At 71.5% G+C, this 24,669-nt stretch carries 21 protein-coding genes; 8 read left to right on the top strand and 13 right to left on the bottom strand.

The window, feature by feature from the left end:
- Positions 1-42: 42 nt before the first annotated feature.
- Positions 43-1,284, bottom strand: coding sequence for a phosphoglycerate dehydrogenase (serA, locus tag EIM47_RS04595; protein WP_019399724.1), 1,242 nt, complete (start codon positions 1,282-1,284; stop codon positions 43-45).
- 272 nt (positions 1,285-1,556) lie between these two features.
- Here serA and EIM47_RS04600 point away from each other — a divergent pair, with 272 nt between their 5' ends.
- The 3 genes from EIM47_RS04600 to EIM47_RS04610 all read left to right on the top strand — a co-directional run bounded on the left by EIM47_RS04600 (position 1,557) and on the right by EIM47_RS04610 (position 5,124).
- Entirely contained in the window at positions 1,557-2,945 is a 1,389-nt protein-coding gene (locus EIM47_RS04600) for an FAD-binding oxidoreductase (protein ID WP_125076259.1), read from the top strand.
- A gap of 80 nt (positions 2,946-3,025) precedes the next feature.
- A complete protein-coding gene (locus tag EIM47_RS04605; RefSeq protein ID WP_019399726.1) occupies positions 3,026-3,334 on the top strand; it encodes a DUF2388 domain-containing protein in 309 nt (102 codons plus the stop codon).
- On the top strand, positions 3,331-5,124 hold the full coding sequence (locus EIM47_RS04610; protein ID WP_125076260.1) for a DUF4105 domain-containing protein: 1,794 nt from the start codon (positions 3,331-3,333) through the stop codon (positions 5,122-5,124). The genes EIM47_RS04605 and EIM47_RS04610 overlap by 4 nt, the downstream gene beginning before the upstream one ends.
- Before the next feature lie 203 nt (positions 5,125-5,327).
- Here the strand turns inward: EIM47_RS04610 and yeiP are convergent, their stop codons facing one another.
- The 5 genes from yeiP to EIM47_RS04635 form a co-directional block, all read right to left on the bottom strand.
- Positions 5,328-5,894: an elongation factor P-like protein YeiP gene (yeiP, locus tag EIM47_RS04615; RefSeq protein ID WP_019399728.1), complete on the bottom strand. Its 567-nt coding sequence runs from the start codon at positions 5,892-5,894 to the stop codon at positions 5,328-5,330.
- A 140-nt stretch (positions 5,895-6,034) separates the two neighbouring features.
- A complete protein-coding gene (locus EIM47_RS04620) occupies positions 6,035-6,805 on the bottom strand; it encodes an SDR family NAD(P)-dependent oxidoreductase (RefSeq protein ID WP_019399729.1) in 771 nt (256 codons plus the stop codon).
- 160 nt (positions 6,806-6,965) lie between these two features.
- Positions 6,966-9,653, bottom strand: coding sequence for a methionine synthase (gene metH, locus EIM47_RS04625; protein ID WP_028914690.1), 2,688 nt, complete (start codon positions 9,651-9,653; stop codon positions 6,966-6,968).
- Positions 9,654-9,719: 66 nt separating this feature from the next.
- On the bottom strand, positions 9,720-10,817 hold the full coding sequence (locus EIM47_RS04630) for a homocysteine S-methyltransferase family protein (protein ID WP_125076261.1): 1,098 nt from the start codon (positions 10,815-10,817) through the stop codon (positions 9,720-9,722).
- A gap of 8 nt (positions 10,818-10,825) precedes the next feature.
- Complete coding sequence (locus EIM47_RS04635; RefSeq protein WP_028914688.1) at positions 10,826-11,755, bottom strand: metalloregulator ArsR/SmtB family transcription factor; 930 nt, start codon at positions 11,753-11,755, stop codon at positions 10,826-10,828.
- Between the two features lie 156 nt (positions 11,756-11,911).
- Here EIM47_RS04635 and EIM47_RS04640 point away from each other — a divergent pair, with 156 nt between their 5' ends.
- Both EIM47_RS04640 and pbpC read left to right on the top strand, forming a co-directional pair.
- Positions 11,912-13,060, top strand: a complete 1,149-nt coding sequence (locus EIM47_RS04640) for an acyl-CoA dehydrogenase family protein (RefSeq protein ID WP_028914687.1) — start codon at positions 11,912-11,914, stop codon at positions 13,058-13,060.
- A gap of 129 nt (positions 13,061-13,189) precedes the next feature.
- Positions 13,190-15,604: a penicillin-binding protein 1C gene (gene pbpC / locus EIM47_RS04645; protein WP_125076262.1), complete on the top strand. Its 2,415-nt coding sequence runs from the start codon at positions 13,190-13,192 to the stop codon at positions 15,602-15,604.
- Positions 15,605-15,613: 9 nt separating this feature from the next.
- On the opposite strand, the gene EIM47_RS04650 is transcribed toward pbpC, so the two are convergent.
- On the bottom strand, positions 15,614-16,096 hold the full coding sequence (locus EIM47_RS04650) for a peroxiredoxin (RefSeq protein WP_019399735.1): 483 nt from the start codon (positions 16,094-16,096) through the stop codon (positions 15,614-15,616).
- A gap of 151 nt (positions 16,097-16,247) precedes the next feature.
- On the opposite strand from EIM47_RS04650, the gene EIM47_RS04655 reads away from it, so the two are divergent.
- On the top strand, positions 16,248-16,697 hold the full coding sequence (locus EIM47_RS04655; RefSeq protein WP_019399736.1) for an Hsp20/alpha crystallin family protein: 450 nt from the start codon (positions 16,248-16,250) through the stop codon (positions 16,695-16,697).
- A 172-nt stretch (positions 16,698-16,869) separates the two neighbouring features.
- Positions 16,870-17,751: a DnaJ C-terminal domain-containing protein gene (locus EIM47_RS04660; protein ID WP_125076263.1), complete on the top strand. Its 882-nt coding sequence runs from the start codon at positions 16,870-16,872 to the stop codon at positions 17,749-17,751.
- 213 nt (positions 17,752-17,964) lie between these two features.
- Here the strand turns inward: EIM47_RS04660 and pilH are convergent, their stop codons facing one another.
- Complete coding sequence (pilH, locus tag EIM47_RS04665) at positions 17,965-18,369, bottom strand: twitching motility response regulator PilH (protein WP_019399738.1); 405 nt, start codon at positions 18,367-18,369, stop codon at positions 17,965-17,967.
- Positions 18,370-18,528: 159 nt separating this feature from the next.
- On the opposite strand from pilH, the gene EIM47_RS04670 reads away from it, so the two are divergent.
- The gene (locus EIM47_RS04670; protein ID WP_028914684.1) at positions 18,529-19,383 is read left to right on the top strand and encodes a glycoside hydrolase family 16 protein; all 855 of its coding nucleotides are present in this window, start codon (positions 18,529-18,531) and stop codon (positions 19,381-19,383) included.
- A 97-nt stretch (positions 19,384-19,480) separates the two neighbouring features.
- Here the strand turns inward: EIM47_RS04670 and EIM47_RS04675 are convergent, their stop codons facing one another.
- The 5 genes from EIM47_RS04675 to sucB all read right to left on the bottom strand — a co-directional run bounded on the left by EIM47_RS04675 (position 19,481) and on the right by sucB (position 24,660).
- The gene (locus EIM47_RS04675) at positions 19,481-20,479 is read right to left on the bottom strand and encodes a YhdH/YhfP family quinone oxidoreductase (RefSeq protein ID WP_019399740.1); all 999 of its coding nucleotides are present in this window, start codon (positions 20,477-20,479) and stop codon (positions 19,481-19,483) included.
- Positions 20,480-20,860: 381 nt separating this feature from the next.
- Positions 20,861-21,454, bottom strand: coding sequence for a TIGR00730 family Rossman fold protein (locus EIM47_RS04680; RefSeq protein ID WP_125076264.1), 594 nt, complete (start codon positions 21,452-21,454; stop codon positions 20,861-20,863).
- Between the two features lie 55 nt (positions 21,455-21,509).
- On the bottom strand, positions 21,510-21,683 hold the full coding sequence (locus tag EIM47_RS04685; protein ID WP_019399742.1) for a hypothetical protein: 174 nt from the start codon (positions 21,681-21,683) through the stop codon (positions 21,510-21,512).
- A gap of 229 nt (positions 21,684-21,912) precedes the next feature.
- The gene (gene lpdA / locus EIM47_RS04690; protein WP_019399743.1) at positions 21,913-23,349 is read right to left on the bottom strand and encodes a dihydrolipoyl dehydrogenase; all 1,437 of its coding nucleotides are present in this window, start codon (positions 23,347-23,349) and stop codon (positions 21,913-21,915) included.
- Between the two features lie 105 nt (positions 23,350-23,454).
- Positions 23,455-24,660 carry a dihydrolipoyllysine-residue succinyltransferase gene (gene sucB / locus EIM47_RS04695; protein ID WP_028914683.1) on the bottom strand — a complete coding sequence of 402 codons (1,206 nt, stop codon included), beginning with the start codon at positions 24,658-24,660 and terminating at the stop codon, positions 23,455-23,457.
- Between the last annotated feature and the right edge of the window lie 9 nt (positions 24,661-24,669).

A 24,669-nucleotide genomic window follows, 5' to 3' on the forward strand; every position in this document is an offset into this window, starting at 1 on the left:
GATGCCGGCCCGTCGCATGGCCAGGCGCAGGCCTGCGCCGGCTCAGTACAGGACGCGGGTGCGCAGGGTGCCCGGGATCGCGGCCAGTTCCTCGCGCAGCTGGCTGACCTTGGCCTCGTCGGCGGCCACGTCGATCACCACGTAGCCGACCTTGGGGTCGGTGCGCAGGAACTGGCCGTCGATGTTGACCGCGTGGCGGCTGAAGATCTCGTTGACCTTCGACAGCACGCCCGGCACGTTGCGGTGGATGTGCAGCAACCGCAGGCTGCCCTCGTGCTCGGGCAGGGTGACCTCGGGGAAGTTGACCGCGGACAGGGTGCTGCCGTTGTCGCTGTAGCGCACCAGCTTGGCCGCCACCTCCACGCCGATGTTCTCCTGCGCCTCTAGCGTGCTGCCGCCGATGTGCGGGGTCAGGATCACGTTGTCGAAGCGGGTCAGCGGCGAGACGAATGGTTCGCTGTTGCCCTTGGGCTCGACCGGGAACACGTCCACCGCCGCGCCGCCGACATGGCCCGATTCCAGCGCCGCGGCCAGCGCGTCGATGTCGACCACGGTGCCGCGCGAGGCGTTGATCAGGTGCGCGCCGCGCTTCATCGCCGCGATCTGGGCAGCGCCGATCATGTTCTTCGTCGCCGGGGTCTCCGGCACGTGCAGGGTGACCACGTCCGCGTGCGCCAGCAGGTCCTCCAGGCTTTGCGCGGCGCGCGCATTGCCCAGCGACAGCTTGGTCTCGATGTCGTGGAAGACCACGTTCATGCCCAGCGCCTCGGCGAGCACGCCGACCTGGGTGCCGATGTGGCCGTAGCCGACGATGCCCAGGGTCTTGCCGCGCACCTCGCGGCTGCCGGCGGCGGACTTGGACCAGCCGCCGCGGTGGCACTGCGCATTCTTCTGCGGGATGCCGCGCATCAGCATCACCGCCTCGGCCACCACCAGTTCGGCCACCGAGCGGGTGTTGGAGTAGGGCGCGTTGAACACCGGGATGCCGGCCAGCTCGGCGGTGTCCAGGTCGACCTGGTTGGTGCCGATGCAGAAACAGCCCACCGCGATCAGGCGCTTGGCATGGGCCAGCACGTCGGCAGTGAGCTGGGTGCGCGAGCGGATGCCGATGATGTGGGCCTCGGCGATGCGCGCCTTCAGCTCGTCCTCCGGCAGCGATTTGTCGTGGAACTCGATCTGGGTGTAGCCGGCGGCGCGGAAGGTCTCCACCGCGGTCTGGCTGACGCCCTCCAGCAGCAGCACGCGGATGTCCGATTTCGGGAAGGAGGTCTTCTTGGGCGACATGCGCGCGGCTTCCGGTTCGGGTGTGGCGGGAGCCGCCAACTATGCCAGAAGCGCCCCCTGTTTTCCGCACCGCGTCATTGGCATTTGCCCGGTTTGCGCGCAACACCGCGTGCCCGTGGTGGTGGCAGTTGCACGCGTGCAAAGTTGCCGATGAAACAAGGGCTTGTCCGCGGCGGCGGGCCGCCGGGGCAGGGCGCGTCCCGCGCTGGACGCGACCGCCCCGGGGCTGGCACGCTTGCCGGCTCCCGCTCCGCCTTGCCCGCACCGTTCCCATGACCGATCCCCGCCTTGCCGACCTGCTCGCGTCGGTGCCCGACCTGCGCCTGAAGACCGACGCCGCCGACCTGGAGCACTACGGCCGCGACTGGACCCGCCGCTGGACCCCGGCGCCGCTGGCCATTGCCCTGCCGGGCACGGTGGAGGAAGTCCAGGCCATCGTGCGCTGGGCCAACCGCCACAGGGTGGCGATCGTGCCCTCCGGCGGCCGCACCGGCCTGTCCGGCGGCGCGGTGGCCGCCAACGGCGAGCTGGTGCTGAGCCTGGAGCGGATGAACAAGGTGCTGGAGTTCAACCGCGTCGACCGCACCCTGGCCGTGCAGGCCGGCATGCCGCTGGAGGCGGTGCACAACGCGGCGGCCGAGCACGGCCTCATCTATCCGGTGGACTTCGCCGCGCGCGGCTCGTGCTCGATCGGCGGCAACATCGCCACCAACGCCGGCGGCATCCGCGTGATCCGCTACGGCAATACCCGCGAATGGATCGCCGGCCTGACCGTGGTCACCGGTGCGGGCGATGTGCTGCACCTCAACCGCGGCCTGGTGAAGAACTCCAGCGGCTACGACCTGCGCCAGCTGATGATCGGCTCGGAGGGCACCCTGGGCATCGTGGTGGAGGCCATCCTGCGCCTGACCGACCCGCCGCCGCCGACCAACGTGATGCTGCTGGCGCTGCCCTCGTTCGAGGTGCTGATGGACGTGTTCGCCGAGTTCCGCGGCCGCCTGCGCCTGGAGGCGTTCGAGTTCTTCACCGACCGCGCCCTGCGCCACGTGGTGGCCCACGGCGCGCAGAAGCCGCTGGAGGACGAGTACCCGTTCTACGTGGTCACCGAGTTCGCCAGCGACGACGAGGCCACCGAGGCCGCGGCCATGGCCGCGTTCGAGCACTGCATGGAGCAGGGCTGGGTGGCCGACGGCGTGATCAGCCAGTCCGAGGCCCAGGCCCAGCAGATCTGGCGCCTGCGCGAGGGCATCACCGAATCGGTGGCCAGGTACAAGCCGTACAAGAACGACGTTTCGGTGCGCATCTCCGCCATGCCGGCGTTCCTGGCGAAGACCCAGGCGCTGCTGGGGCAGGCCTATCCGCACTTCGACGTGGTCTGGTTCGGCCATATCGGCGACGGCAACCTGCACATCAACGTGCTCAAGCCGGACGATACCTCCGACGCCGACTTCGTCGGCCAGTGCGAGCACGTGACCAAGCTGCTGGCCCAGGCGCTGCAGGAATGCGGCGGCAGCATCTCCGCCGAGCACGGCATCGGCCTGGTCAAGAAGCCCTACCTGTCCAGCACCCGCAGCGAGGCCGAGATCGCGCTGATGCGCGGGATCAAGCAGGCGTTCGACCCCAACGGCATCCTCAACCCGGGCAAGCTGTTCGACGCCTGACCGGTTGCCGGCGGCAGGTGCAGGCGGGGCGGGCGGCAGGGTAGGCTTCACGTATTCCTGACCACGCCCGCCACCTGCCCATGAAGCATTCCTCCCTGACCCTCGCCGCCCTGCTGTTCGCCTGCGCCCTGCCGGCCCAGGCCTCGAGCTTCGCCGGCACCTCGGCCGGCGCCTCCTCGGCCGGTAGCTCGGCGTCCTCCGGCAGCACCTCCGGCGACGACAAGCTGGTCCAGGCCGCGCGCGAGGATGCCGCTGGCTTCGTCGCCAGCGAGGGCCGGGTGCGCAGCGCCCGCCTGGAGGCGGCCCTGCGCGTGCTGCGCGAGCGCGACGCCGCCGCGCGCCAGGCCAGCGACCTGGAGCTGGCGCGGAAGATCCTCGCCGCCGGATGATCCGCCCGCTGGCGCTGGCGGCCCTGCTGCTGGCCAGCGCCGCGGCCTCCGCGGCTCCGCGCTTCGAACTTCCCCCGGGCCTGGACCACGCCGACGCAGCGGCCACGCGCGAACTGCTTGACGCGGCCACGGCGCGGCTGCCACGGCCCTGGGCGTCCGCGCTGGAACGGCCGATCACGCTGGAATGGCGCGACGACCTGCCGCAGCAGGTGCACGGCCGTGCCCGCCACTGGCGCATCCTGCTGCAGCGGCGCCTGCTGGAGGACTGGAAGCGGCGCGCACAGGAACCCGCCGCCGCCAGGGCGGCGCTGGCCGCGCTGCTGCACGAACTGGCGCACCTGTACGACCGCACCGCCGCCGGCGGCCTGTCGCGCGATCCGCGCCTGCTCGACCTCGCCGGCTGGCAGCGCTCGGCGTTGCACCCGGGCCGGCGCGGCCGCAACGATTTCCGCGACCGCAGCCCCGACCCCTACGAACTGGCCTCCCCGCGCGAGTACGTGGCGGTCAACCTCGAGCATTACCTGCTGGACCCGGACTACGCCTGCCGGCGCCCGGCGCTGGCGGAGTATTTCGACCACCGGTTCGGCGAGGAACGCGGCGGCGGGAGCGACTGCGCCCATGGCCTGGCCTTCGTCCAGGACCCGGCCGCCGGCGCCGAGCCGCTGCGCCTGCTCGCGCCGGAACGCGTGTACGCGGTGGACTACCTGCTGGCCGGGGACGGCGATGGCCTCGCCAGCCGCTGGGGCCACGCCATGCTGCGCCTGGTGGTCTGCGCGCCCGGGCGCGAACCCGGGCCGGATTGCCGCCTGGACCTGCAGCACCACCTGGTGCTGTCCTTCCGCGCCTTCGTCGACGACCTGCAGATCTCCAGCTGGCGCGGCCTCACGGGTGGCTATCCCTCGCGCCTGTTCGCCCTGCCGCTGGAGCAGGTGGTGGACGAATACACCCGGGTGGAGCTGCGCGACCTGCATGCGATCCCGCTGGCGCTGTCGCCGCAGGAGGTGCAGGCGGTGGCCACGCGCGCGGCGCAGCTGCACTGGAGTTACGACGGCCGCTACCTGTTCCTCGGCAACAACTGCGCGGTGGAGACCTGGAAGCTGCTGCACGACGCGGTGCCACGGCTGGCGGCACTGCCGCTGCGCACCGTGTTCCCGAACGGGCTGGCGCGGCGCCTGCGCCGGCACGGCGTGGTCGACGTGCCGGCGGTGCCGGCCGATCCGGTGGAGCAGGTGCGCCTGGGCTTCCGCTTCGAGGCCGCCAGCACCCATTACCAGGCCATGTACGCGGTCGCCCGCGACGAACTGGGCCTGCAGGCGCGCGATGCCCGCGAATGGATCGCGCTGCCGCCGGCGCGGCGCCGGCCGGCGCTGGAACAGGCCGGGCTGAAGGGCGCGGCGGCGTTGCTGGTGCTGGAATCGGCCGCGCTGCGGCGCGAGGAGGCGCTGGCCCGTGACCAGCTCAAGCGCCGCTGGCTGGGCCGCATCGCTGCTGCCGATGCCGGCGTCGCCGGCGATGTGCGCCTGTTCCTGGAAGTGGGCGACGCCTTCAGCCGCCCGGCGGCATGGCTGCAGGGCGTGGACGGCTATGGCCTGCCGCAGCGGGAAGAGCGCGGGAGGCTGGAGGCCACCGCGGTCACGTCGGCCGAAGGCCGCAGGGCCGACGCACGGGCACTGGAAGCGAAGATCAGGGCGCTGCTGCCCGCCGCGCGGCGCGAGGCTCTGGACGGGGCCGAGGCGAATGTCGCGCGGCTAGGTGAGCGGCTGCGGGAGCTGGCGGGCGCAGGCTCGTAGCCCGCATGAGGCCGCATCCGGGGTTGGCTGCGTCCCGGGGCAACCCGGATCCGTGGGGTGCGGCATCCCGAAAGCGCTCGGCTGCGGGCTACGCGAAGGCCGCCCGGTGAACACGGGACCCGTGTCCGCTCTTGCGAATCACCAATCCCGAATCCCGAATCCCGCCTTCCCGGCCGCGCCTGCGCGCGGCCGGGAAGGGCCCCTCAATCGGCCCGCCCGCCGAACTCGCCGGTGGTGGTGTTGACCAGGATCTTCTCGCCGTTGGCGATGTACTCCGGGACCATGATCTCGATCCCGGTGCTGAGCTTGGCCGGCTTCGGGCGCTTGGTCGCGGTGCCGCCCTTCAGTTCCGGCGGGGTCTCCACCACTTCCAGGACCACGTGCTGCGGCAGCTGCACGGCCACCGGCTGCTCGTCGATCACCTGCACGTAGCAGCCGGTCAGGCCCTCGGTGATGTAGCCGACCGCGTCGCCCAGCGCGTCCGGGTCGAGGGTGTAGGGGGTGTAGTCCTCGTCGTCGAGGAACACGAAGGCGTCGCCGTCCTTGTACGAGAAGCTGGCCTGGCGGCGCAGCAGCTCGACCTCGACCAGGTTGTCCTCGGCGTCGAAGCTGGCGTCCAGCTTGGTGCCGCCGGGCACCGAGTACATGATGAAGCGGTAGCGCACGTTGCCGCCGCGGCCCTGCGGCGAGCTGCGCTCGATGTCGCGGACCTGGTAGACCCCGTTGTTGTACTCGACGACGTTGCCCTTCTTGATTTCGCTGGCTTTCATGGGTGAATCCGTGATTCGTGATTGGTGATTCGTAAGGGGGCGTGATTTGTCATTCGTGATTCGATGGTTGGCGCTTCGGCATGAGGTGGTCGCGGCCGTGGCTTTTGCCAATTACGAATCACCAATCAGCAATCACGGCCTCACTTCGGCGCCAACCGTGTCGCGCCGTCGAGGCGGATGGTCTCGCCGTTGAGGTAGCGGGTGCGCAGGATGAAGGCCACGGTGTCGGCGAATTCGGCCGGCTGGCCCAGGCGCGCCGGGAACGGGATGGTCGCGGCCAGGGACTGCTGCACGCTTTCCGGCATGCCGTCGACCATCGGGGTCCAGAACACGCCCGGGGCGATGGTCATGACCCGGATGCCGAAGCGCGCCAGTTCGCGCGCCATCGGCAGGGTCATGCCGACCACGCCGCCCTTGGAGGCCGAGTACGCGGCCTGGCCGATCTGGCCCTCGTAGGCGGCGACCGAGGCGGTGTTGACGATCACGCCGCGCTCGCCGTCCTCGCCCGGTTCGTTGTGCTGCATCAGCGCCGCCGCGGCCTTGGCCACGTTGAAGCTGCCGACCAGGTTGACCATCACCGTGCGGGTGAAGCCGTCCAGCGGCATCGGGCCTTCCTTGCCCAGCACGCGGCCGGCGCCGAGGATGCCGGCGCAGTTGACCGCCACGTTGAGCCCGCCGAGGAACTCGCGCGCGGCTTCCAGGGTGGCGGCCACGCCGGCCTCGTCGCTGACGTCGGCGCGGAAGTAGCGCGCGTTGCCGGCACCCAGCGCCGCGACCGCGGCCGCGCCCTTGTCGTCGTTGACGTCGAGCAGGGCGACCTTGCCACCATCGGCGACGATGCGCTGGGCCACGGCCAGGCCGAGGCCGGAGACGCCGCCGGTGACGACGGCGCGGACGTGATCGGCTTGCATGCGGGACTCCGAAGCAGGGCAGGGGCGGCATTGTAGGGGCTGGCTGGCCCCCGGTGCAGCCGGGGGCGCACGTGCCGCACCGCGACGCGGCGCGTCCGGGCACGGGCACGGCGCCGCTTGCGCGCCTGCGTGGGCCGGGCGCAGCCGCGGCCCGCTGCGGTTACTCCGGGTCGTAGTCCAGGTTGGAGGCCAGCCAGCGCTCCACCTGGGCCTTGTCCACGCCCTTGCGCCGGGCGTAGTCGGCCACCTGGTCCTTGCCGACCCGGCCGACCACGAAGTACTGGCTGCCCGGGTGGCTGAAGTAGTAACCGGACACCGCCGCGGTGGGCAGCATGGCGAAGCTCTCGGTCAGCGCCATGCCGGCATTGCCCGGCGCGTCCAGCAGGCGGAACAGGGTGGCCTTCTCGCTGTGGTCCGGGCAGGCCGGATAGCCCGGGGCCGGGCGGATGCCGCGGTAGCGTTCGGCGATCAGCGCTTCGTTGTCCAGCGCCTCGTCCGCCGCGTAGCCCCAGAATTCGGTGCGCACGCGCTGGTGCAGGCGCTCGGCCAGGGCCTCGGCCAGGCGGTCGGCCAGCGACTTGAGCAGGATTGCGTTGTAGTCGTCGTGCGTGGCCTCGAAGCGGGCCACGTGCGCGTCGATGCCGATGCCGGCGGTCACCGCGAAGGCGCCGATCCAGTCCTGCACGCCGCTGCCGGCCGGGGCGATGAAGTCGGCCAGGCAGAAGTCCGGGCGGTCGGCCGGCTTGTCCACCTGCTGCCGCAGGAAATGCAGGGTGGCCGGGCCATCGGCGTGCTGCAGCACCACGTCGTCGCCATGGCTGGCGGCCGGCCACAGCCCGTAGACCGCGCGCGCGGCCAGCCACTTCTCCGCCACGATGCGCGCAAGCATCGCCTGGGCGTCGCGGAACAACTCGCTGGCCTGGGGGCCGACCACCGGGTCCTGCAGGATTGCCGGGTACTTGCCGGCAAGCTCCCAGGCCTGGAAGAACGGGGTCCAGTCGATGCAGGGCAGCAGGTCTTCCAGCGGCCAGTCGAAGGCGTGCACGCCAGGGCGGTTCGGCGCCGGCGGCGCGTAGCTGCCCCAGCCGCCGTCGAAACGCTGGCCGCGCGCCTTCTCCAGGGATACCAGGCGCTTGGCGTCGCCGCGGTTGGCATGGCGGGCGCGGATCTCGGCGTAGTCGGCCTCGTTGGCGGCCACGAACGGGCCGCGCAGTTCCGGCGAGATCAGCGACTGGGCCACGCCCACCGCGCGCGATGCATCCTTCACCCAGACCACCGGGGCCTGGTAGTGCGGGTCGATCTTCAGCGCGGTGTGCGCGCGCGAGGTGGTGGCGCCGCCGATCATCAGCGGGGTGGCGAAGCCCTGGCGCTGCAGCTCGCGCGCCACGTGGCCCATCTCCTCCAGCGAGGGCGTGATCAGGCCGGACAGGCCGATCAGGTCGGCGTTGGCCTCGCGCGCAGCGTCGAGGATCTTCTGCGCCGGCACCATCACCCCCAGGTCGATCACCTCGAAGTTGTTGCAGGCCAGGACCACGCCGACGATGTTCTTGCCGATGTCGTGCACGTCGCCCTTGACCGTGGCCATGACGATCCGGCCGTTGGGCTTGCCGGCGTCGCCGGTGCGCGCCTTCTCCGCCTCGATGAAGGGCAGCAGGTAGGCCACCGCCTTCTTCATGACCCGCGCGGACTTGACCACCTGCGGCAGGAACATCTTGCCGGCGCCGAACAGGTCGCCGACCACGTTCATGCCGTCCATCAGCGGGCCTTCGATCACGTCCAGCGGGCGGCCGGCCTGCTGGCGCGCCTCCTCGGTGTCCTGCTCGACGTAGGCATCGATGCCATGGACCAGGGCATGGGCCAGGCGCTCGCGCACCGGCTTCTGCCGCCAGGCCAGGTCCTCGGCCTTCTTCTCGCCCTTCCTGCCCTTGTAGCGCTCGGCGATCTCCAGCAGGCGCTCGGTGGCGTCGCGGCGGCGGTTGAGGACCACGTCCTCGACCCGCTCGCGCAGCTCCGGGTCCAGCTCGTCGTACACCGGCAGCGCGCCGGCGTTGACGATGCCCATGTCCATGCCGGCCCTGATCGCGTGGTACAGGAACACCGAGTGGATCGCCCCGCGCACGGTCTCGTTGCCGCGGAAGGAGAACGACACGTTGGACACACCGCCGGACACGTGGCAGTGCGGCAGGGTCTGGCGGATGATGCGGGTGGCCTCGATGAAGTCCACCGCGTAGTTGTCGTGCTCCTCGATGCCGGTGGCGATGGCGAAGATGTTGGGGTCGAAGATGATGTCCTCGGGCGGGAACCCGACCTCGTCCACCAGGATGCGGTAGGCGCGGGTGCAGATCTCGACCTTGCGCGCGCAGGTATCGGCCTGGCCCTGCTCGTCGAAGGCCATCACCACCACCGCCGCGCCGTAGCGCAGCACCTTGCGCGCGTGCTCGACGAACACCTCCTCGCCTTCCTTGAGCGAGATCGAGTTGACCACGCCCTTGCCCTGCAGGCACTTCAGGCCGGCTTCGATCACGCTCCACTTCGAGGAGTCGACCATGATCGGGATGCGGGCGATGTCCGGCTCGGCGGCGATCAGGTTGAGGAACCGGGTCATCGCCTTTTCCGAGTCGATCAGGCCCTCGTCCATGTTCACGTCGAGGATCTGCGCGCCGTTCTCCACCTGCTGGCGCGCAACCTCGACCGCTTCGGCGTAGCGCTCTTCCTTGATCAGCTTGCGGAACTGGGCGCTGCCGGTGACGTTGGTGCGCTCGCCGATGTTGACGAACAGCAGCTCGGGGGTGATGACCAGCGGTTCCAGGCCCGACAGTCGGGTGTAGCGGGGAAGCGGTGCGGACATGGCGGCGTGGTCAGTGGGCATGGGGAACGCGTCCGGCCTGGACGGCGGAACGATCGGCGGCGGCGCTCACGCGGCCTGCTCCAGCGCGCCGGCGGGCACGCGCGGCGGCAGCCCGCGCACCGCCTCGGCGATGGCGCGGATATGGTCCGGGCTGGTGCCGCAGCAACCGCCGACCAGGTTGAGCAGGCCGTCGCGGGCGAAGCCGCGCAGCACCTCGGCCATCTCCTCCGGGGTCTCGTCGTAGCCGCCGAAGGCATTGGGCAGGCCGGCGTTGGGATGGGCGCTGACGTAGTACGGCGACACCCGCGCCAGGGCCTCGATGTGCGGGCGCAGGTCGCGCGCGCCCAGCGCGCAGTTCAGCCCGATCGACAGCGGCCTGGCATGCGCCAGCGAGGTGTGGAAGGCCTCGGCGGTCTGCCCGGACAGGGTGCGGCCGGAAGCGTCGGTGATGGTGCCGGAGATCATCACCGGCAGGCGCGCCCCGCGCGCCTCGAACACCTCCTCGATCGCGAACAGCGCGGCCTTGGCGTTGAGCGTGTCGAAGATGGTCTCGATCATCAGCGTGTCGGCGCCGCCGTCGACCAGGCCCTCGACCGCCTCGCGGTAGGTCGCGCGCAGCTCGTCGAAGCTGGTGTTGCGGAAGCCGGGGTCGTTGACGTCCGGGCTGATCGAGGCGGTGCGGCTGGTCGGGCCGAGCACGCCGATCACCAAGCGCGGCTTGCCCGGGGTGGCGGCCTCCACCGCGTCGCAGGCCTTGCGCGCCAGCGCGGCGCCGGCGCGGTTGAGCTCGTACACCAGGTGCTCGAGGTGGTAGTCGGCCTGGCTGATCGCGGTGGCGTTGAAGGTGTTGGTCTCCACCAGGTCGGCGCCTGCCTCCAGGTAGGCGCGGTGGATGCCCTCGATCACCTCCGGCCGGGTCAGCAGCAGCAGGTCGTTGTTGCCCTTCAGGTCGTGGCCGCAATGCGGGCCGTGGCCCTCGTGCTGGGGGTGGTGCTGGCGGTCGTAGCCCTCGGCGAAGCGCTCGCCGCGGTAGTCGGCCTCGTCCAGGCCGTGGCGCTGGATCATGGTGCCCATGGCGCCGTCGATCACCAGGATGCGTTCGCGCAGGGCCTGTTCGAGCAGGGCGACGCGTTCGGGATGGAGCCAGGGGAGGGAGCGGGACATGGTCGGCCTCAGGGCTTGTGCGCGATCAGCGAGATCACTTCGAAATGCGGGGGGCGGCGTTCGCGGGTCACCGTCTCCAGGCTGGTGACCACCAGCCCGGACTTCTCGGCGAACTTGCGCAGCTCGCGGGCGGTGAACCCGAGGTTCACGTGGCCGTAGGTCTCGACCACGGCCTTGTGTTCGTGGCGGGCCAGGCTGGTCAGCAGCAGGCGGCCGCCGGGGCGCAGCACGCGCGCGGCCTCGGCCACCGCCACCGCCGGGCGGTTGGCGTAGGTCAGGGCGTGCATCAGCACCACCAGGTCGAAGCTGCCGGCGCCGAAGGGCAGGGCGTGCATGTCGCCCTCGCGCACCTCGACGTTCTCCAGCCGGCGCAGGCGTTCGCTGGCGGCGGCCACCACCCGCGCGCTGGTGTCCACGCACACGTAGCGGCGCGAGTGCGGCGCCAGCAGCTCCGCCAGCACGCCGTCGCCGGAGGCGATGTCCAGCACGTCGCCGGTGTGCAGCAGCGGCAGCGCGCTGCGCGCCAGTGCTTCCCAGGTGCGGCCGGGGGAGTAGTGGCGCTCCATGTCGCCGGCCACCGAGTCGGCCCAGTTCTGGTCGGCCGCGCGCGCGGCCAGCACCGCCGGCAGGCGCTCGGCGTCCTGGCGCAGCAGCGGGTCGTCGCTTCCGGTGCTCAAGGCCTGCCACAATGCGCGCTGCGCCGGGTCCAGGCTGGCCTCGTCGAAGCGGTAGTAGGCGGACACGCCGGCGCGGCGGTCGCGCACCAGGCCGGCCTCCTTGAGCCGTGCCAGGTGGGTGGACACGCGCGGCTGCGCCAGGCGGGTGATGGCCGAAAGCTCGGCCACGGTCAGTTCTTCCAGTTCCAGCAGGGCCAGCAGGCGTACCCGGGTGGCGTCCGCGAACACCTTCAGCCGGGCCGACCAGTCCTCCAGATCCATAAATATCTTCCTATCGCGATATAGCGATAATTGTCCGCGCGACGGGGTGCCGCGGTCAACCGCGGCCACGGACCCGGGTCAGCAGGGCGTCCGGCATACGCCAGCGAATGGCGTAGTGGTTACAATCGCGACAAGTACCGACCGGAGGGGTCCCCCGTGGATTTCAGCTTCACCGAAGAACAACTGATGCTGCAGGACGTGGCGCGCCGCATCGCCCAGGAAGTGATTGCGCCCAGCGCCGAGCATTTCGATCGCACCGGCGAGTTCCCGCTGGAGAACATCCGCCTGCTCGGCGAGAACGGCCTCATGGGCATCGAGGTGCCGGCCGAATACGGCGGCGCCGGCATGGACCCCATCGCCTACGCCCTGGCCATGATCGAGATTGCCGCCGGCGACGCCGCGCACTCGACCATCATGTCGGTCAACAACTCGCTGTTCTGCACCGGCATCCTCAAGAACGGCAACGAGGAGCAGAAGCAGAAGTACGTGCGCGCCATCGCCGAGGGCCGCGAGATCGGCGCCTTCGCCCTGACCGAGCCACAGTCCGGCTCCGACGCCTCGAACATGCGCTGCCGCGCCGTGCGCCAGGCCGACGGCACCTACGTGATCAACGGCAAGAAGAGCTGGATCACTTCCGGCCCGGTCGCCCGCTACATCATCCTGTTCGCGGTCACCGACCCGGAAAAGGGCGCGCGCGGCATCACCGCGTTCATGGTCGACACCAGCCGCGAGGGCTTCCACCGCGGCAAGACCGAGCCGAAGCTGGGCATCCGCGCCTCGGCCACCTGCGAGATCGAGTTCGCCGACTACGTGGCGCGCCCGGAGGAAGTGGTGGGCGAGGAAGGCCAGGGCTTCAAGATCGCCATGAGCGTGCTGGATGCCGGCCGCATCGGCATCGCCTCGCAGGCCATCGGCATCGCCCGCGCCGCGTACGAGAAGACCATCGAGTACGTGAAGGAGCGCAAGGCCTTCGGCTCGCCGATCGGCGCCTTCCAGATGACCCAGGCCAAGATCGCCGACATGAAGTGCAAGCTGGACTCGGCGTTGCTGCTGACACTGCGCGCGGCGTGGCTGAAGAGCCAGGGCAAGCCGTTCTCGGCCGAGGCCTCGATGGCCAAGCTGGTCGCCTCCGAGGCGGCGATGTGGATCACCCACCAGGCGGTGCAGATCCACGGTGGCATGGGCTACTCCAAGGAGATGCCGCTGGAGCGGTACTTCCGCGACGCCAAGATCACCGAGATCTACGAGGGCACCTCGGAGATCCAGCGCCTGGTCATCGCGCGCAGCGAGACCGGCCTGCGCTGATCCACGGCCAGCGAGGCGACACCCCAGGGGGGGCGGGCAACCGGCCCCTTTGCTTTGCATGGATGGCCGGCGTGCTTCCGCGCGGCGTCCGGATCGCTTCAAATGGCAGGCCGAGGGGCAGGAAGGACGATGGGGCAGCCCGACGCAAACGCAGCAGCACCGCGCCGTACCGGGCGCGTACTGGCGTGCCTGCGCTGGGGCCTGGCCGCCGTGCTCGTCGCCCTGCTGCTGCTGGACCTGCTCTTCCCGCCGCCGCTGCCCGGCGCGGCCGGCGTCGCCACCGTGGTCACCGCCGCCGACGGCACGCCGCTGCGCGCCTTCGCCGACCGCGACGGCATCTGGCGCCATCCGGCCACGCCGGAGTCGGTCTCGCCGCTGTACCTGGAGGCGCTGCTGACCTACGAGGACCGCTGGTTCCGCTACCACCCCGGGATCAATCCGGTGGCGCTGGCGCGCGCCGCCTGGCAGTGGCTGCGCAGCGGCCGCATCGTCTCCGGCGGCTCGACCCTGAGCATGCAGGTGGCGCGCATCCTCGACGGCCACGACACCCGTAGCGGCCTGGGCAAGCTGCGGCAGATGGCGCGCGCGCTGCAGCTGGAGGCGCGCCTGTCCAAGGACCAGATCCTGCGGATCTACCTGGAGCGGGCGCCGTTCGGCGGCACCATCGAGGGCGTGGAGGCGGCCAGCTGGGCCTACCTGGGCAAGCCGGCCGCGGCGCTGTCGCCGGCCGAGGCGGCGCTGCTGGCGGTGTTGCCGCAGGCACCCAGCCGGCTGCGCCCGGACCGCCACCCGGAAGCCGCGCGCGCGGCGCGCGACAAGGTCCTGGAGCGGATGCAGGCGCTGGGGCGCTGGACCCCGCAGCAGGTGGAGGACGCCAGGATCGAGCCGGTGGTGGCGCGCTCGCTGCGGGTGCCGCAGCACGCGGCCCTGCTGGCGCAGCGCCTGCGCCAGCAGCATCCGCGTGCGCACCGCCTGGCCACCACGGTGGACGCCAACCTGCAGCGTGCCCTGGAGGAGCGCGTCGTCGCCTGGCTGGCGGCGCTGCCGCCGCGCACCTCCGCCGCCGTGCTGGTGGTGGACAACGCCAGCCTCAGGGCCCTGGCCTACGTCGGCTCGGCCGGGCTGGGCGATGCCGAGCGCCTGGGCCACGTCGACATGGTCCGCGCCTGGCGCTCGCCCGGTTCCACGCTCAAGCCGTTCCTGTACGGCATGGCCCTGGACGATGGCCTGATCCATTCGGAGAGCCTGCTGGTGGACGCGCCGCAGGACTTCGCCGGCTACCGCCCGGGCAACTTCGGCGAGGCCTTCAATGGCCCGGTCGGCGCGGCCGCGGCGCTGCGCCTGTCGCTCAACGTGCCGGCGGTGGACCTGCTGGACCGGGTCGGTCCGGCGCGCTTTGCCGCGCGCCTGGAGCACGCCGGGCTGCCGCTGCGCTTCCCGCGCGGCAGCCGGCCCGGGTTGCCGCTGATCCTCGGCGGCACCTCGGCGCGGCTGGAGGACCTGGTCGGCGCCTACGCCGCCCTGCAGCGCGGCGGCGTGGCCGGGCAGGTGCGCTACCGCGAGGAGGATCCATTGCTGCAGCGCCGCCTGCTCTCGCCCGGCGCGGCCTGGATCGTGCGCGAGGTGCTGCAGGCGGCGCCGCGCCCGGGCCATGCCAGCGGCGCGTTCGGCTCGCGCACCCCGCCGGTGGCGTGGAAGACCGGCACCAGCTACGGCTTCCGCGACGCCTGGGCGATCGGTGGCACCCGCCGCTATACCGTGGGGGTGTGGGTGGGGCGGCCGGACGGAACGCCGCTGCCGGGCCAGTACGGGGCGGTGACCGCGCTGCCGTTGCTGCTGGACACCCTCGACGGCTTGCCGCACCAGCCCGGCGACGCCGACCCGCTGCCACGCCCGGACACGGTGGCCGCGGTGGAGGTGTGCTGGCCGCTGGGCCTGGCCGCGGCCGAGACCCCCGGGCCGCTGTGCCAGCGCCGGCTGCGCGCCTGGACCCTGGACGGAGCGGTGCCGCCGACCTTCCCCGAGCGCGGGGCACGGCTGTGGAGCCCGGGCCGCGAGCGCTTCCTGGTCGACGCACGCAGCGGCCAGCGCCTGTCGGCCAGTTGCCGGCGGCCGCACGTGGCCCGCGAGGCCGAGATCGCACGCTGGCCGGCGCTGCTCTCGCCCTGGCTCAGCGCGGCCCAGCGCCGGGCCTCGGCGCTGCCGCCGCTGGCGCCGGACTGCGCCGACGACGGCCGCGAGGCGGTCGCGGGCCTGCACGTGGAAGGCATCGCCGACCGCGCCACCCTGGCCCCCGCGCCGGGCGGCGGCGGCCGCCTGGAACTGCAGCTGCGCGCGCTCGGCACCGAGGCGCCGGTGCAGTGGCTGCTGGACGGACGCTGGATCGGGCGCAGCGGGGGCGGGCGCCCGTTCGCCTACGACTTCGCCCGCGCCGGCGCGGGCACGCACGTGCTTTCGGCCCTGGCCGACAACGGCGCCTGGGCGCAGGTGCGGTTCCGCATCGCGGGGCTGGAGGACGGGCGCGCGCCCGCCGCGGCGCAGTAGCGGCCGCGCTCAGCCGGGCAGGTGCTCGAGCACGTAGTCGGCCGAGGACACCTTGAATTCGCCCGGCGCCTCCACGAACAGCGCCCGGACCACGCCGTCCTCCGCGTACAGCGCGAAGCGGCGTGCGCGCAGGCCCATGCCGTAGCCGCTGGCGTCCATCTCCAGCCCCAGGGCGCGGGTCAGGTCGGCGTTGCCGTCGGACACCAGCTGCAGCCCTTCCGGCGCGTCCAGGGTGCGGCCCCAGGCCTGCATCACGAACGGGTCGTTGACCGCCATGCACACCACCTCGATGCCGCGGCTGCGGAAGTCGTCGAAGCGCTTGATGAAGCCGGGCAGGTGCTTTTCCGAGCAGGTCGGGGTGAACGCCCCCGGCACCGCGAACAGCACCACCTTGCGGCCCTCGAACAGGGAGGGCGTGTCGATGTTCTCCACGCCTTCGCGGATGCGCTTGAGCACGACTTCGGGGATGGGGTCGCCGATCTGGATGGTCATCGTGGTTCCTCGCGCGGGGCGGATGCGGTGGCTGAACGCAGTCTAGCCGCACGCGGGTGGGGCGTCCGTGCACGGGTGTTGAAACCGCGGCCGCGGCTCCCATCTTGCGGGCATGGCCGCCAGGCGGCCCCGCAGACAGGAGAGTGACGACATGACCATCGTTCGCTACAACACCCTCAACGCCCTGCCGGCGCGCAACCTGCAGGAGGAGTTCAAGCAGGTCTTCGAGCGCTTCTTCGGCGACGTGGCCGGCGACCAGTCCGACGTGGTGACCAGCCAGTGGGCGCCGCGCGTGGACATCAAGGAAGAACACGACCGCTTCGTGATCTTCGCCGACATCCCCGGCGTGGACCCGAAGGACATCGAGGTGCAGATGGACCGCGGCATGCTCACCCTCAAGGGCGAGCGCGCCAGCGAGCAGGAGGACGGGAACGAGCGCTACACCCGCCGCGAGCGCGCGTGGGGCAGCTTCTACCGCCGCTTCGCGCTGCCGGACAGCGCCGACCCGGACGGCATCACCGCCACCGGCCGCAACGGCGTGCTGCGCATCGACATCCCCAAGCGCCCGGAGACCACGCCGCGCCGCATCGAGGTGAACTGAGGCCGCGCCCCGGCCGTCCGCCCGCGCGGGCGGACGGAACCGGGAGCGGCGTCCGGTCGCCGCGCCGCGGCGCGGCGACGGCAGGCCTTAGAATTCCGGCCCGTGGCGTCCGCGCCGCGGGCCGTCGTGTTTCCAGCCCCGGGCGACGCCGGGGCGCCAGCAGGGTAGTTGCATGGAGTTCAAGGATTACTACGCGATCCTCGGGGTCGAGCCCGGCGCGGGCGAGGCCGAGATCCGCTCGGCCTACCGCCGGCTGGCCCGCAAGTACCACCCGGACGTGAGCAAGGAGCCGGACGCGGAGGAGAAGTTCAAGGCCGTGGGCGAGGCCTACGAGGCGCTGCGCGACCCGCAGAAGCGCGCGGCCTACGACCAGCTGCGCGCGCGCGGCTACCGCCCCGGCCAGGAGTTCCATCCGCCGCCGGGCGGCTCCGACGGCGCCGGCTTCGACTTCGACGAGATCTTCGGCGACATCGGCGGCCGCCCCGGCGGCGGCTTCAGCGATTTCTTCGAGAGCCTGTTCGCGCGCCAGCGTGCCGGTGCGCGCGGCCCTGGCGCGGCCGGTGGCGCGCAGCCGCGCGGCGATACCCGCGCCAAGCTGGCGGTGCCGCTGGAAGCGGTCTACCGCGGCGACAGCGTGCGCATCACCCTCAACGGCCGCCAGCTGGACGTGAAGGTGCCCAGGGGCATCCGCGCCGGGCAGTCGATCCGGCTGGCCGGCCAGGGCAACGGCGGCGGCAACCTGCTGCTGGAGATCGAGTACCAGGCCCACCCGCAGTTCGAGGTGGACGGGCGCAACATCCTCTACACCCTGCCGCTGCCGCCGTGGCAGGCGGCGCTGGGCACCACGGTCACGGTGCCGACCCTGGGCGGCCCGGTGGAACTGCGCGTGCCGCCGGATTCGGACAGCGGGCGCAAGCTGCGCCTGCGCGGCCGCGGCCTGCCGGGCACCCCGCCGGGCGACCAGATCGTGGAGCTGGAAGTGCAGGCGCCGGCGCCGACCACCGAGGCCCAGCGCAAGGCCTACCGCGACCTGGGCCGCGCGTTCGGGGAGTAACGGGCGCGGCCCCGGCGCGCCGCGCATCCATGCCCGCCGTCCGCGGAAGGGGGCGCCTCCAGCTTTCCACCGCCGCCGGTGCCGAGGCCGCAGGCTCCCGGCGGCTCGTCCCGCCCCGGGAGCTCCGTGTCGTCGCGGGTGTGAACGTCACTGCTCCGCTTGCGCGGCACGACGGCGACAGGCCGGCGCGCGCAACGCCGGCGACCAGGCGGGTCAGGCCGAGCCGTCGGAAGGCTGTGCCGGCGCGGCGGCACCCTGGCCCAGCAGCCGGTTGATGACCTCGGCCAGCTCGGCCTCGGAGAACGGCTTGGTCAGGTAGGCGCGCGCGCCCTGGCGCATGCCCCACATGCGGTCGGTGTCCTGGTCCTTGGTGGTGACCAGCACCACCGGGATGTCGCGGGTCGAAGCCTCGCGCGACAGGGTGCGGGTGGCCTGGAAGCCGTTGAGGTTGGGCATGACCACGTCCATCAGGATCAGGTCCGGCAGCTCGGCCTTGGCCACTTCCACCCCGGCAGCGCCGTCCTCGGCGGTGAGCGTCTGGTGGCCTAGCTTCTCGACGATCCGCTGGATGCCCAGGAGCTGGGAGGGCGAATCGTCCACGATCAGGATGCGGGCCATGCGGAATCCCCGTTGTTTTCCCCTTTGCCGGCGAGTGTAGTCGGTGGTGGCCCCTGTCGGAAGCCGCCGCCGGACGGGCGGTAGCGCGTGCGGGCTGGGCCGGGCCTAGAATCGGCGACCGGCCGCAGCCGGCGGCCGGACCTTTCGGGGAGGGAAGGAATGGCAACGATCCGCATGACCCTGGCGCGGGCCGCCTGCGCCATGCTGTTGGTTTTCCCGCTTGCAGCCGCCGCGGCGGCCGCGCAGGAACCGGACGCCGCCGGCGCCCGGCAGTGGCGTTTCGGCAGCACGCCGGTGTGGCAGGACGAGTTCGAAGGGGAAGGCCCGCCGGACCCGGCGCGCTGGAGCTTCGACATCGGCGGCCACGGCTGGGGCAACAACGAACTGCAGTACTACACCGACCAGCTGGCCAACGCCTTCGTCGCCGACGGCCTGCTCACGATCGTGGCCCGCAAGCAGCGCGCCGGGAAGCTGCGCTACACCTCCGCGCGCCTGGTCTCGCGCGGCAAGGGCGATTTCCGCTATGGCCGGATCGAGTTCCGCGCGCGGTTGCCGGTGGCGCGCGGCAGCTGGCCGGCGCTGTGGATGCTGCCGACCGACAACAAGTACGGCAACTGGCCGCGCTCGGGCGAGATCGACGTCATGGAGCACGTCGGCTTCGACCGCGGCGTGGTCCACCAGACCGTGCACACCCAGGCCTACAACCACACCAAGGGCACGCAGCGGGCGGCGCAGAAGCGGGTGGAAGAGGTGGACACCAGGTTCCACCGTTACCGGGTCGACTGGACCCCGGACTACATCCACGGCTACATCGACGACGAGAAGGTGTTCGAGTTCGCCAACGAGGGCACCGGCCCGGACGCCTGGCCGTTCGACCAGCGCTTCCACCTGGTGATGAACCTGGCCGTGGGCGGCAACTGGGGCGGCGTGCAGGGCGTGGACGATGCCGCCTTCCCGATCTGGCTGGAGGTGGACTACGTGCGGGTCTACCCGCTGGAGGATGCGCCGCAGTAGGCCCGCGGCGCGGCGCCGGGGCCTGGCGGGTCCCGGCGCCGGCCGCCGGAGGCCGGCCGGCGCGGCGGGTAGCGCACCGGGCGCCCGCGCCGCGCCCTTACCCGATCCGCACCACCGTGCGGCCCAGCGACTGCCCGGCCAGCATGCGTCCGAACACCTGCGGCAGCTCCTCCAGGGTGACCTCGGCGGTGGCGATGGCGTCCAGCCGTGCCGGCTTCCACTCGTCCGCCAGCAGCGCCCAGATGTCGTCGCGGATGTCGCGCGCCGTGCCTGCCGAACCGATGCCCAGCAGCGACACCCCGCGCAGGATGAAGGGCATCACCGTCAGCGCGTCCAGCCCCGGGCTGGCGGCCAGGCCGGCGGCGGCAACGTTGCCGTAGGGCGCGGTCTGCGCCAGCAGGCTGACCAGCATCGGCCCGCCGACGTTGTCCAGGCCGCCGCCGAAGCGCACCGACTCCAGCGGACGGCTGGCCTCCAGCGCCTCGCGGCCCAGCACCTGGCTGGCGCCCAGCGACCTCAGGTATCCGGCCTGGTCGGCCTTGCCGCTGACCGCGTGCACCTCGTAGCCGGCCTTGCTGAAGATCGCCACCGCCATCGAACCGACGCCGCCGGTGGCGCCGGTCACCGCCAGCGGGCCCAGCTCCGGGCGCTGGCGGTTCTCGCGCATGCGGTACAAGGCCAGGGCCGCGGTGAAGCCGGCCGTGCCCAGGACCATGCTCTGGCGCAGGTCCAGGCCGCGGGGCAGGGCGACCACCCATTCGGCCGGCAGCCGCACGTAGGCCGAGTAGCCGCCATCGCGGGTCTCACTGAGGCCGCAGCCGGTGACCAGCACCTCGTCGCCCTCGCGGAACTTCGGATCGGTGGAGGCAACCACGTGGCCGGCCACGTCGATCCCGCCCACCAGCGGGAAGCGGCGCAGGATCTTGCCCTTGCCGGTGCCGGCCAGCGCGTCCTTGTAGTTGACCGAGGACCAGGCGGCCTTGACCACGACCTCGCCCGGGGACAGGTCGTCGAGCGTGACCTGCTCGATGCCGCTGCGGTAGCCGGCCTCGTCGTTGTGGATGCGGAACGCGGGGAAGGGAGCGGCAAGCGACATGGTTGGTCCTCCGTCGTCCCGGTGCCGCCGGGACCAGTCCCCGGATTTTCGCGAGCGGACGCGTGAAAGCAAAGCGGCGCCGTGGCCGGGGCGTGGCATGGGAGCACAGGCCCATCCATGCACTGCAGGCAGCGTGCGCGGCGAGGCGCGACGGTTTACTTCATGACGCTGCGGCGCTTCCCGTCGATCCGCGCCGGGAAAGCGCCAAGGCGCTGGCGACGTGTGGCGCGTCGCCACGCGCCAGCGGCCTGGCCGCCATCACGGCGGTTTACTTCATCACGCTGCGGCGCTTCTCGTCGATCCGCGCCGGGAAAGCGCCAAGGCGCTGGCGACGTGTGGCGCGTCGCCACGCGCCAGCGGCCTGGCCGCCATCACGGCGGTTTACTTCATGACGCTGCGGCGCTTCTCGTCGATCCACTTGCTCGCCTGCGCCGGCTGGTAATCCCGCATCCACGCCAGCATCTGGTTGATGTCGCTGCCGTACCACAGGTCGGCGCGCTGGTCCGGGTGCAGGAAGCGCTCCTGGACCATGCGGTCGATCATGCCGATCAGCGGGGCGTAGAAGCCCTCGATGTCGAGGAAGGCGCAGGGCTTGTTGCCGATGCCCAGCTGGCGCCAGGTCAGCATCTCGAAGATCTCCTCCATGGTGCCGAAGCCGCCGGGCAGGGCGACGAAGGCGTCGGAGAGCTCGAACATGCGCATCTTGCGCTCGTGCATGGAGCCGACGATCTCCAGCTCGGTCAGGCCGCGGTGGGCCACTTCCCAGTCGGCCAGCTGCCGGGGGATCACGCCGGTGACCTCGCCGCCGGCGGCCAGCACCGCGTTGGCGACGGTGCCCATCAGGCCGACGTTGCCGCCGCCGTAGACCAGGCGCAGGCCGTCGCGGGCGATGCGCTCGCCCAGGGCGATGGCGCGCTCGGCGTAGGCGGGCTTGGAACCGGCATTGGAGCCGCAATAGACGCAGATAGAACGCATGGATCAGTTCCGTTGGGGGAGGGATGGGGGAATGCCGGGGCGCATGGGGCGCTGTTCAGCCGTTGCCGCGGTCGCGGCGCAGCCAGACCAGGACGGCCAGGGCGAGGAAGGCCACGCCGACGGCGCTGAAGCCGGGGCGTCCCCCATGGACGGCGCCGAGGATGAAGAGCACGCCGGCGGCGCCGTACAGGGCGGCGGTGGCGCGGGGTGGAAGTCCCTTGTTTTCCATCGCTCAGCTCCTGGTTTGGCCGGAACCGGAAAAACGCGAAGCCGGGCATTGGCCCGGCTTCGTGCCATGGCTCGGGAGAGCCTGGCTGGCGCCGTGGCTGCCCGAGGCAGCCCGGCGTCGTGCCGTAACCCCAGGTTGGGGGCGGCCCGCGCCAACGGCGCGGAACGGCGGGATGGCAGTACGCATGCAGGCATCCGCCGCGCGGATGCCTGCCTCCACGAGGGCGAGCTCAGTTCGCCTTGTGGATGGCGCGCTTGTCCACCGCCATGGCGGCATCGTGGATCGCCTCCGACAGGGTCGGGTGGGCGTGGCAGATGCGCGCCAGGTCCTCGGCCGAGCCGCTGAACTCCATGGTCAGCACGCCCTCGTGCACCAGCTCGGAGGCGTTCGGGCCGATGATGTGCAGGCCCAGCACGCGGTCGGTCTCGGCGTGGGCCAGTACCTTCACGAAGCCCGTGGCCTCGGCCATGGCCACGGCGCGGCCGACGGCGGCGAACGGGAAGCTGCCGGCCTTGTAGGGCACGCCCTCGGCCTTGAGCTGCTGCTCGGTCTTGCCGACCCAGGCGATCTCCGGCGAGGTGTAGATCACGTAGGGGATGGTGTCGAAGTTGACGTGGCCCGGCAGGCCGGCGATCAGCTCGGCCACGGCGATGCCTTCCTCGAAGCCCTTGTGCGCCAGCATCGGGCCGCGCACGCAGTCACCGACCGCCCAGACGCCGTCCACGCCGGTGTGGCAGTGCTCGTCCACCACGATCTGGCCGCGCTCGTTGACCTGCACGCCGGTGCCCTCGGCCAGCAGGCCGCGGGTGGCGGCACGGCGGCCCACGGCCACCAGCAGCTTGTCGACCACCAGGGTCTGCTCGCCCTTGTCGTCGGCGAAGGTGATGGCGACTTCCTTCTTCTTGCCCTTGCCGGTGACCTCGGCCTTGGAGACCTTGGCGCCCAGCTTGATGTCCAGGCCCTGCTTCTTGAACTCGCGCGCGGCCAGCTTGGAGACCTCGGCGTCGGCGGCCGGCAGGAACTCCGGCATCGCCTCGAGGATGGTGACCTCGGCGCCCAGGCGCTTCCACACGCTGCCCAGTTCCAGGCCGATGACGCCGGCGCCGATCACGGCCAGCCGCTTCGGGACCTCGGTGAAGTCCAGCGCGCCGACGTTGTCGACGATGTTCTCGCCGTCGAACTTCGCGAACGGCAGCTCGATCGAATCCGAGCCGGCGGCCAGGATCACGTTGCTGCCCTTGAGTTCGACCTCGGAACCGTCGTGCTGCTTGACCTTGACCACGTTGCCCGGCTGCAGCTGGGCGAAGCCGTAGTACGGGGCGACCTTGTTGGCCTTGAACAGCATGGCGATGCCGCCGGTGAACTGCTTAACGATGCCGTCCTTGCGGGCGATCATCTTCGGCACGTCGATCGCGGCGTCCTTGAAGCTGATGCCGTGCTGGTCGAACTTGTGCAGCATGTTCTCGTACTGGTGGGTCGAGTCCAGCAGCGCCTTGGACGGGACGCAACCCACGCGCAGGCAGGTGCCGCCCAGGGCCGGCTTGCCGTCCTTGCCCAGCGCGGCGTCGATGCAGGCGGTCTTCAGGCCCAGCTGCGCGGCGCGGATCGCGGCGTGGTAGCCGGCGGGGCCGGCACCGATGACGACGACGTCGAACTGTTCGCTCATTTGATTCGCTCTGTGATTCGGGATTGGTGATTAGTGATTCGAAAAGCGGGAAGCGGCGCGCAGCGGCGCCGCCGGTCCCGAATCCCGAATCCCGACTCTCGGCTCTTACAGACCGAACAGGATGCGGTTCGGATTCTCGAGCTGGTTCTTGATGTCCACCAGGAACTGCACCGCGTCCTTGCCGTCGATGATGCGGTGGTCGTAGGACAGGGCGATGTACATCATCGGCGCGATCACGACCTGGCCGTTCTCGGCGATCGGGCGCTCCTTGATGGCGTGCATGCCCAGGATGGCGCTCTGCGGCGGGTTGACGATCGGGGTCGACATCAGCGAGCCGAAGGTGCCGCCGTTGGTGATGGTGAAGGTGCCGCCCTGGAGGTCCTCCAGGCCCAGCTTGCCGTCGCGCGCCTTCTTGGCGTACTCGGCGATGCCCTTCTCGATGTCGGCGAAGGACATGCGCTCGACGTTGCGCAGCACCGGGGTGACCAGGCCCTTGTCGGTGGACACGGCGATCGAGATGTCCGAGTAGCCGTGGTAGATGATGTCGTCGCCGTCGACCGAGGCGTTGATGATCGGGAAGCGCTGCAGGGCGTTGGCGGCGGCCTTCACGAAGAAGCTCATGAAGCCCAGCTTGATGCCGTGGGTCTTCTGGAAGTCCTCCTGCAGTTCCTTGCGCGCGGCCGAGACCTTGGCCAGGTTGACCTCGTTGAACGAGGTCAGCATGGCGATGGAGTCCTTGGACTGCATCAGGCGCTCGGCGATGCGCTTGCGGATGCGGGTCATCGGCACGCGCTCCTCGGGGCGCGCGCCGCCGGCCTTGCCGGCGCCGCCGGTGCGGGCGTAGTTGAGGATGTCCTCCTTGGTCACCGCGCCGCGGCGACCGGTGCCCTCGACCTGCGACGGGTCCACGCCCTCGCGGATGGCGGTGGCGCGGGCGCCCGGGGGCAGTTCGCCGCCGGCGGCCTTGGCGGCCGGGGCCGGGGCCGCCGCCTTGGCCGGGGCTTCGGCCTTCGGGGCCTCGGCCTTGGGCTCTTCCGCCTTCTTCTCTTCCGCCGGGGCCGCGGCGGCCACCGCGCCTTCCTCGATGATCGCCAGCACCTGCTGGCTGGTCACCGTGTCGCCCTCGGAGAACTTGATCTCCTTCAGCACGCCGTCGACCGGCGAGGGGACCTCGAGCACGACCTTGTCGGTCTCCAGGTCCACGAGGTTCTCGTCGCGCTTGACCGAGTCACCGGCCTTCTTGTGCCAGCTGGCGATGGTGGCGTCGGAGACGGATTCGGGGAGGACCGGAACTTTGACTTCGGTGGCCATGGGGCGTCC

Source organism: Pseudoxanthomonas sp. SGT-18, from assembly GCF_003931645.1.
Classification (GTDB): domain Bacteria; phylum Pseudomonadota; class Gammaproteobacteria; order Xanthomonadales; family Xanthomonadaceae; genus Pseudoxanthomonas.

Coding starts and splice junctions, on each gene's coding strand:
- serA (WP_019399724.1), bottom strand. CDS start 1,284: ATGTCGCCCAAGAAGACCTCCTTCCCGAAATCGGACATCCGCGTGCTG.
- EIM47_RS04600 (WP_125076259.1), top strand. CDS start 1,557: ATGACCGATCCCCGCCTTGCCGACCTGCTCGCGTCGGTGCCCGACCTG.
- EIM47_RS04605 (WP_019399726.1), top strand. CDS start 3,026: ATGAAGCATTCCTCCCTGACCCTCGCCGCCCTGCTGTTCGCCTGCGCC.
- EIM47_RS04610 (WP_125076260.1), top strand. CDS start 3,331: ATGATCCGCCCGCTGGCGCTGGCGGCCCTGCTGCTGGCCAGCGCCGCG.
- yeiP (WP_019399728.1), bottom strand. CDS start 5,894: ATGAAAGCCAGCGAAATCAAGAAGGGCAACGTCGTCGAGTACAACAAC.
- EIM47_RS04620 (WP_019399729.1), bottom strand. CDS start 6,805: ATGCAAGCCGATCACGTCCGCGCCGTCGTCACCGGCGGCGTCTCCGGC.
- metH (WP_028914690.1), bottom strand. CDS start 9,653: ATGTCCGCACCGCTTCCCCGCTACACCCGACTGTCGGGCCTGGAACCG.
- EIM47_RS04630 (WP_125076261.1), bottom strand. CDS start 10,817: ATGTCCCGCTCCCTCCCCTGGCTCCATCCCGAACGCGTCGCCCTGCTC.
- EIM47_RS04635 (WP_028914688.1), bottom strand. CDS start 11,755: ATGGATCTGGAGGACTGGTCGGCCCGGCTGAAGGTGTTCGCGGACGCC.
- pbpC (WP_125076262.1), top strand. CDS start 13,190: ATGGGGCAGCCCGACGCAAACGCAGCAGCACCGCGCCGTACCGGGCGC.
- EIM47_RS04650 (WP_019399735.1), bottom strand. CDS start 16,096: ATGACCATCCAGATCGGCGACCCCATCCCCGAAGTCGTGCTCAAGCGC.
- EIM47_RS04655 (WP_019399736.1), top strand. CDS start 16,248: ATGACCATCGTTCGCTACAACACCCTCAACGCCCTGCCGGCGCGCAAC.
- EIM47_RS04660 (WP_125076263.1), top strand. CDS start 16,870: ATGGAGTTCAAGGATTACTACGCGATCCTCGGGGTCGAGCCCGGCGCG.
- pilH (WP_019399738.1), bottom strand. CDS start 18,369: ATGGCCCGCATCCTGATCGTGGACGATTCGCCCTCCCAGCTCCTGGGC.
- EIM47_RS04670 (WP_028914684.1), top strand. CDS start 18,529: ATGGCAACGATCCGCATGACCCTGGCGCGGGCCGCCTGCGCCATGCTG.
- EIM47_RS04675 (WP_019399740.1), bottom strand. CDS start 20,479: ATGTCGCTTGCCGCTCCCTTCCCCGCGTTCCGCATCCACAACGACGAG.
- EIM47_RS04680 (WP_125076264.1), bottom strand. CDS start 21,454: ATGCGTTCTATCTGCGTCTATTGCGGCTCCAATGCCGGTTCCAAGCCC.
- EIM47_RS04685 (WP_019399742.1), bottom strand. CDS start 21,683: ATGGAAAACAAGGGACTTCCACCCCGCGCCACCGCCGCCCTGTACGGC.
- lpdA (WP_019399743.1), bottom strand. CDS start 23,349: ATGAGCGAACAGTTCGACGTCGTCGTCATCGGTGCCGGCCCCGCCGGC.
- sucB (WP_028914683.1), bottom strand. CDS start 24,660: ATGGCCACCGAAGTCAAAGTTCCGGTCCTCCCCGAATCCGTCTCCGAC.